Annotated in this window: 6 protein-coding genes; all 6 read right to left on the bottom strand. The window is 60.9% G+C overall.

All coding sequences use genetic code 11. The features are described 5' to 3' along the window. On the bottom strand, positions 1–989 hold a 989-nt coding region (locus QVP03_RS07785), incomplete at its 3' end, for an endonuclease/exonuclease/phosphatase family protein (protein WP_288210700.1). 4 nt (positions 990–993) lie between these two features. After that, positions 994–1,599, bottom strand: coding sequence for a rhomboid family intramembrane serine protease (locus tag QVP03_RS07780; protein ID WP_018694885.1), 606 nt, complete (start codon positions 1,597–1,599; stop codon positions 994–996). Between the two features lie 38 nt (positions 1,600–1,637). Continuing rightward, positions 1,638–3,728: a DNA mismatch repair endonuclease MutL gene (gene mutL, locus QVP03_RS07775; protein ID WP_022332942.1), complete on the bottom strand. Its 2,091-nt coding sequence runs from the start codon at positions 3,726–3,728 to the stop codon at positions 1,638–1,640. Beyond that, complete coding sequence (locus tag QVP03_RS07770; RefSeq protein WP_022332941.1) at positions 3,729–4,172, bottom strand: hypothetical protein; 444 nt, start codon at positions 4,170–4,172, stop codon at positions 3,729–3,731. Between the two features lie 340 nt (positions 4,173–4,512). Further along, the gene (gene dnaJ, locus QVP03_RS07765; RefSeq protein WP_022332940.1) at positions 4,513–5,685 is read right to left on the bottom strand and encodes a molecular chaperone DnaJ; all 1,173 of its coding nucleotides are present in this window, start codon (positions 5,683–5,685) and stop codon (positions 4,513–4,515) included. A gap of 4 nt (positions 5,686–5,689) precedes the next feature. Next, entirely contained in the window at positions 5,690–6,301 is a 612-nt protein-coding gene (locus QVP03_RS07760) for a nucleotide exchange factor GrpE (protein ID WP_022332939.1), read from the bottom strand. Positions 6,302–6,363 lie beyond the last annotated feature (62 nt).

Here is a 6,363-nt window from a genome sequence, read left to right as displayed (position 1 = left end):
CCGCTCTTGCTGAAAGCGTCGTTCAGCCCCCCGGCCATCGTGCGGTAGACATAGGACATCGGCGTATCGTTGAAATCGCCGCAGACGATGCACCGCGCACGCGCGTCGGCGATGACATCGGCAATGCTGTCGACCTGTGCGGCACGCAGGATGCTGTTCTCGCGCAGGCGGCTCACGATGCTGCGGATCTTGACTTCGCGTGCCGTGTCGGAGATGAAATCGCGGTTGGTGATATATTCGTTGTCGGCCGCCTTGATCGCCGTCGAACGCAGGTGGTTGTTGAACACGCGCACCGTATCGTCACCGATCAGCAGGTCGGCCCAGACCGACGTATTGGGGGTCAGGACGATGCCCGAGCGCAGGATACGGTATTTGCTCAGGATGAAAAGCGATGCCCCGTACAGCGAATCGGGAGCCTGCGTGCGGCCGAAGGCCGCGCTTTCGTATTTCTCGTCCAACAGGGCGAAATCGTCGGATTTCTCGGCCAGGCGGGCATTGAACTCCTGCATGCAGACGATATCGGGATCGTATTCGCCGATCAGGCGCACGATGTCATCGACATTGCTGGCTCCGCTTTCGCCGAAGAAACTGCGCACGTTATAGGTCATGACCTTGAAAGCCCGGCGGTCGTAGCTCTCCTCGCCGTAGCTGCGGCGGAATTCGGGCTTATAGAAGAGCGAAACCTTGAAGAGGCCGATGACGACCAGCGCCAGCATCGTTCCGGCGCGGAGCAACCGCCAGCGGATGACCCAGTAGAGCGCCAGGATGACCGTAGCGACGTAGATCGCCGGGGCGGCAAGCCCCAGCAGGGGAAAGAACCAGACCCCGGCGGGGTTCACATAAGGGACGAAATAGGTGACGGCCATCGTGGCCCCGACAACGACGGTCAGGAGCGTCATCACCAGGTCGAGCAGCCACATGAGCAGGCTGCGGTGCGGTTTCTCCCCGCGCCGGCCGCCGTAATCGTTCTTATAGAATTCGCCGGACATCGGCTCAGAAGCGGATTATGCCGCGCTGCTTCCACCAGTGGAGCAGCAGGAAACCCCAGAGCATACCGCCCACGTGGGCGAAATGCGCCACATTGCCTACGCCGCGCCAGCCGAGGAAAAGTTCGATGACGCCGTAGATGATGACGAACCATTTAGCCTTCATCGGGATCGGCGGGATCAGCAGCATGATGACCGCATTGGGATGCATGACGCCAAAAGCGAGCAGCAGCCCCATCACCGCGCCCGAAGCACCAACCAGCGACATGGGCAGCTCGCCGAACGCCAGCGCCGTGAAATACTGGATCAGCGCCGCACCGATGCCGCAAACCATGTAATAGGTCAGGAAACGCTTCGACCCCAATTCGTATTCCAACGTACGCCCGAACATCCACAAGGCGAACATATTGAAGAAGATATGCTCGAAATTGGCATGCACGAACATATAGGTGACGAACTGGTAGGTGTGGAACAACGGCGCTCCCAGCCACAGGGCGCAATACTCCATGATGGCGTTATGTGCCGGTTGGATCAGGGCCGTAGCCATGTAGACCAGGGCATTGATGATTATCAGGTTTTTCACCACCGGGGGTGTCTGAAAATAGCTGTTCATTGCGTAAAATTTTTACAAAAGTACGTTTTTCCACCGGATTATCCCAGTTTGGTACGGATATCTTCGGGGGTTATTTCTGCAGTTATGGCTTTGCCCGAGGGCGAGAAACTGAAATTGCCCGTAGCGGCGAGCTGGGCGAGCAGTACGGCGGCTTCGTCGCGCGACATATTGCGGGGAATGCCTTTCGCCCCGCCGCGCGCCATGACGGCGGCGATCTTCTCGCGGCGCTGATCCGCGAGCGACACGGGCGTCGAAAAGGCTTGCAGCAGGTCGTAGACCATCTGGTCGACGGCATCGGCCGGCATATCGGCCGGAGTGCCCTTGACCTCGATCGTCCCCTCCCCCGCAAAGTCGATGTCGAATCCCAGCGACGCGAATTCCACGGCGTTCTCCTCGAGCAGCGCATATTCGTCGCCCGACAACACCAGCCGCTCGGGAAAGAGCAGTTGCTGGCTCACGGAAGAGCCGTTTCCGAGCATCTTCAGGTAATCCTCATAAAGAATGCGCTCGCGGGCACGCCGCACGTCCACCACGACGAACCTCCCGCCCAGCAGCGCGGCGAGGTACCCGCCGCCCAACGGCAGGGGATCGGTAAATTCCGGACGCCCCTCGACCGCCAGCCGCTGCTGCCCGGCCGTAGCCCCGGAAGGGATGAACTCCAGGGCACTCGTCCCGAACCCGGCGCCGGACTCCACCTCGAAACTGCTCCCCGAAACGAAATCCTCGAACCCGTCGGCCGCCGAGGAAGGGATGGTGAAGTCCTCCCCCGCCGGCGGGGTTTGCGGAAGAGTAAATCCGCTGCCGGCGCTGCGCAGCCCGCCGGGCAGGCTGCCCCCGGACGCACCGCGCCCCGACATGCCGCCGCCCATACCGGCGCGCGGGGCGAAGCCCGTCCCGGCCGTATCGGAAAGCGTCTGTCCGCGATCGTCGTACGGGACGTCGAAGCCCGTGAAATCGACATTGGGATCGGGCGCCGTAGGGTCGATATACTCCTCGCGGAACGGATTGTAGTCGCCGTTGGACATGGCGCGGGGCTCGCTGTAGACGGCCCCTTTGCTCAATGCCGGGATCTCGACGATGCCGTCGCGGTCGAAATCCATCAGCGGCACGGCCCCCGTCTTGGCGAGCGTCTCGCGCACGGCGGCGTTGATGATCTGCCAGACGGCCTCCTCGTCGGCGAATTTCACTTCGGTCTTCTGCGGGTGGACATTGACGTCGATGCGCGAAGGGTCGATCGTCAGGTAGAGGAAATAGGAAGGCGAACTGCTCTCGGGGATCAGTTTCTCATAGGCCTTCATGATGGCGCTCGTGAGGTACGAACTCTTGAAATAACGTCCGTTGACGAAGAGGTACTGCTCGCCGTTGCGCCGCTTGGCGGCAGCCGGACGGCCGATATAGCCCCCGATGCGGGCGATCGAGGTGTCGGCATCGACCTCCAGCAGGTTCTGCTTGATATGGCGTCCCACTACGTCGACGATACGTCCCGCCAGCGACGTGGCACAGAGCGTATAGACCGGGGCGTCGTTGGCGTAAAGTTCGAAGGCGATATGGGGGTTGCACAGCGCAACACGCTGGAATTCGGCCTTGATCTGTGCGGCCGAAGCCGTACTCTTGTCGAGGAAACGACGGCGGGCGGGCACGTTGTAAAAAAGGTTGCGCACGAAGAACTGCGCCCCCACGGGACACATCACGGGAGTCTGCCCGGCGAACTGGCCGCCGTTGATTTCGGTTTGGGTACCCACTTCGTCGCCCTCCTGCCGCGTGCGCAGTTCGACCTGCGCCACGGCGGCGATCGAAGCGAGCGCCTCGCCGCGGAACCCGAACGTATTGAGGGCGTAGATGTCTTCGACGGAAGTTATCTTGCTGGTGGCATGGCGGTCGAAGGCCATACGCGCGTCNNNNCGGTCGAAGGCCATACGCGCGTCGATGGGCGACATGCCCGAGCCGTCGTCGACGATCTGGATCAAATCCTTGCCCCCGTCACGGAAGTTGACCTTCACGGTACGGGCGCCGGCGTCGATGGCGTTCTCCATCATCTCCTTGACCACCGATGCGGGACGGTTGACGACCTCGCCCGCAGCAATCTGGTTGGCGACGACTTCGGGTAATAATCTGATCTTATCTGCCATTTATTCCTGATAATCGTTGGGAACCACCGTGATAGGCTGCTCCTGCCACTCTACGTCGGAAATACCCGTCTGGTCGAGCCCGTTGCGCGGAGCGGATTCGGTGGAAGCGGATTCGGTCTGTGCCGGCGCCGTACGGGCACGCAGGAACACATCGGCGAGCTTCGGATAAAGGATGTAGATGAACAGCAGGACGATAACTGCGGCACCGGCCATCTTCCAGATGCGCATACGCCCCTTGTCATCCTCCTTGGAACGGCGGGCGGCACGGGCATCACGCTGCGTACGGATATATTGTCCGGGACGGTACTCACGATCCCCGTCTTCGACCCTCTCGCCGCGAAGTTCGGCACGGCGCTGCTCGCGCGCCTCCTTTTCGGGATCGTAGTAGCGCGGTATGTAGTTGAACTTGTTGGCGTGTCTCTTGAACGGGGTGAAACCTAACATGGCGTGTCCTCCTAATTATTTTTGGTAAAGATACGAATTCTCCGGCAATTTTATTGCCTGCAAAACCCTTTTTTCCGCCTGCGGCGCCCGTAAAGTCCTGCCGAGGATGCGGTGCCAGACGTCCGATGCCCGCAGCAGGGGAAAACCCCGGCAGCGGTGCGGGAGGGGAAACACCCCTCAAACAGGCTGGTAACAGGCGCAATGGCCCCGGGAAAGGCGGCGGGGAATACGCCCGCAAGCCTCCGTGCACCGCAGCGGAAGAGGCGCTGCGAACGACGGCGGAATGCCGTGGCCCGCAAAGTCCCCCGACATCCCGCCGCATATGCAAACCGCTGCTTCCCTACCGGAAGAAACTCTTCATCCGCTCGAAGATATTCTGGTTCTTGACCGATTCGGCATGCTGGAAACCGGGCTGCTGCGCCAGTTGTTCGACCAGCCGCTTCTCCTCGGCACTGAGCTTCGAGGGGATCGTGATGTCGACCACGACCAGTTCGTCGCCGCGGCCATAGCCGTTGACGTCGGGCAACCCCTTGCCGCCCAGGCGCAGCACCTTGCCGGCATGCGTTCCCGGGGCGATCTTGATCTTGGCACGGCCATCGACCGTCGGCACCTCGACCGTACCGCCCAGCAGGGCTGTCGTAACGGTGATATTGAGGTTGTGGATCAGGTCGTTGCCGTCACGCACCAGCTCGGGATTGGACTCCTCTTCGATCATGACCTGCAGGTCGCCGTTGACGCCTCCGTGACGGGCGGCATTGCCCTTGCCCGTGACGGTGAGCACCATACCCTCGCCCACGCCGGCCGGAATTCGGATCTCCACGACCTCCTGACCGCGGAGGGTTCCCTCGCCCTTGCACTTGTCGCAGGGTGCGGTGATGACTTTGCCCGTACCGCCGCACGTGGGGCAGACGCCCTGCGTCTGCATGCGGCCGAAGAAGGTGTTCTCCACACGCGTCACATAGCCCGTACCGTTGCAGGTCGAACAGGTCGAGTAGGAGTTGCTGTCCTTGGCCCCCGTACCGCCGCACTTATCGCAGGCGACGGTCTTGTTTATCTTGAGTTTCTTGGTGACGCCGTTGGCGATCTCGGCGAGGGTCAGCTTGACCTTGATGCGGATATCCGATCCCCGGTTCACACGACGCCCGCCGCCCGATGACGACGACGAGCGGAACCCGCCGCCGAAATGTCCGCCGAAAATATCACCGAACTGCGAGAAGATATCCTCCATCGAGAAACCGCCGCCGCTGAACCCGCCGAAGCCACCTGCCCCGCCACCCGCGGCACCGCTCATCCCGGCATGGCCGAACTGATCGTAACGGGCACGTTTGTCGGGGTTCGACAGTACGTCGTATGCCTCGGCCGCCTCCTTGAATTTCTCTTCGGCCTCCTTGTCACCCGGGTTTTTATCGGGGTGGTATTGGATGGCCGCCTTGCGGTAAGCCTTCTTTATTTCGTCAGCGTTAGCGTTTTTCTGGACGCCCAGCACTTCGTAGTAATCCCTCTTTTCTGCCATGGCATTATTCTCCTACAACAACTTTTGCGAAACGCAGCACCTTGTCGCCCAGCATATAACCCGTCTGGACAATGTCGACGACCTTGCCCTGCATCTCCTCCCCGGCAGCGAATTTGGCCACCGCCTCGCAGAGGTCGGCGTCGAACTCCCTGCCCTTGACGTCGATCTCGGTGACCCCTTTCTGGCGGAGCGTATCGGTAAATTTCTGTGAAATAAGCGTCACGCCGGCACGCAGCGCCTCGATGTCGTCGCTCTTCTGCATGGCATCGACGGCACGCTGCACGTCGTCGCGCACGGGGAGCATCGCCAGCAGCACGTCACGGCCCCCGGTCTGCACCAAGTCCATCTTCTCCTTGAGCGTACGCTTGCGGTAATTATCGAATTCGGCCTGCAGGCGGATGAATTTATCCTGCCACTCGGCCAGTGCCGCCGTCAGATCCGATCCCGCTCCGGCCTTGTCGCCGCCTTCGGCAGCGTCTGCCATTGTGTCAGTTCCGTCCTGCGAGTCGTCTGACACATTGGCACAGGGTTCGCCGTCGCACGAAGGGTAACCTTCACCGGGAACGAATCCTTCGTCACCGTCAACAGCCTCATTATAAGTTTTTTCCTTTTTCATATCTCGTGTTTTTCAGATTTTCCGTCTTATATTCGAACAAATTGTATACCAACCGCCGGGCC

The sequence above is a fragment of the Alistipes sp. CAG:29 genome (genome assembly GCF_000435435.1).
Taxonomy (GTDB): domain Bacteria; phylum Bacteroidota; class Bacteroidia; order Bacteroidales; family Rikenellaceae; genus Alistipes; species Alistipes onderdonkii.
The sequence above is the reverse complement of the archived record's forward strand: the minus strand, read 5'-3'. Positions and strand labels throughout refer to the sequence as shown.

Coding starts and splice junctions, on each gene's coding strand:
- QVP03_RS07780 (WP_018694885.1), bottom strand. CDS start 1,599: ATGAACAGCTATTTTCAGACACCCCCGGTGGTGAAAAACCTGATAATC.
- QVP03_RS07770 (WP_022332941.1), bottom strand. CDS start 4,172: ATGTTAGGTTTCACCCCGTTCAAGAGACACGCCAACAAGTTCAACTAC.
- dnaJ (WP_022332940.1), bottom strand. CDS start 5,685: ATGGCAGAAAAGAGGGATTACTACGAAGTGCTGGGCGTCCAGAAAAAC.
- QVP03_RS07760 (WP_022332939.1), bottom strand. CDS start 6,301: ATGAAAAAGGAAAAAACTTATAATGAGGCTGTTGACGGTGACGAAGGA.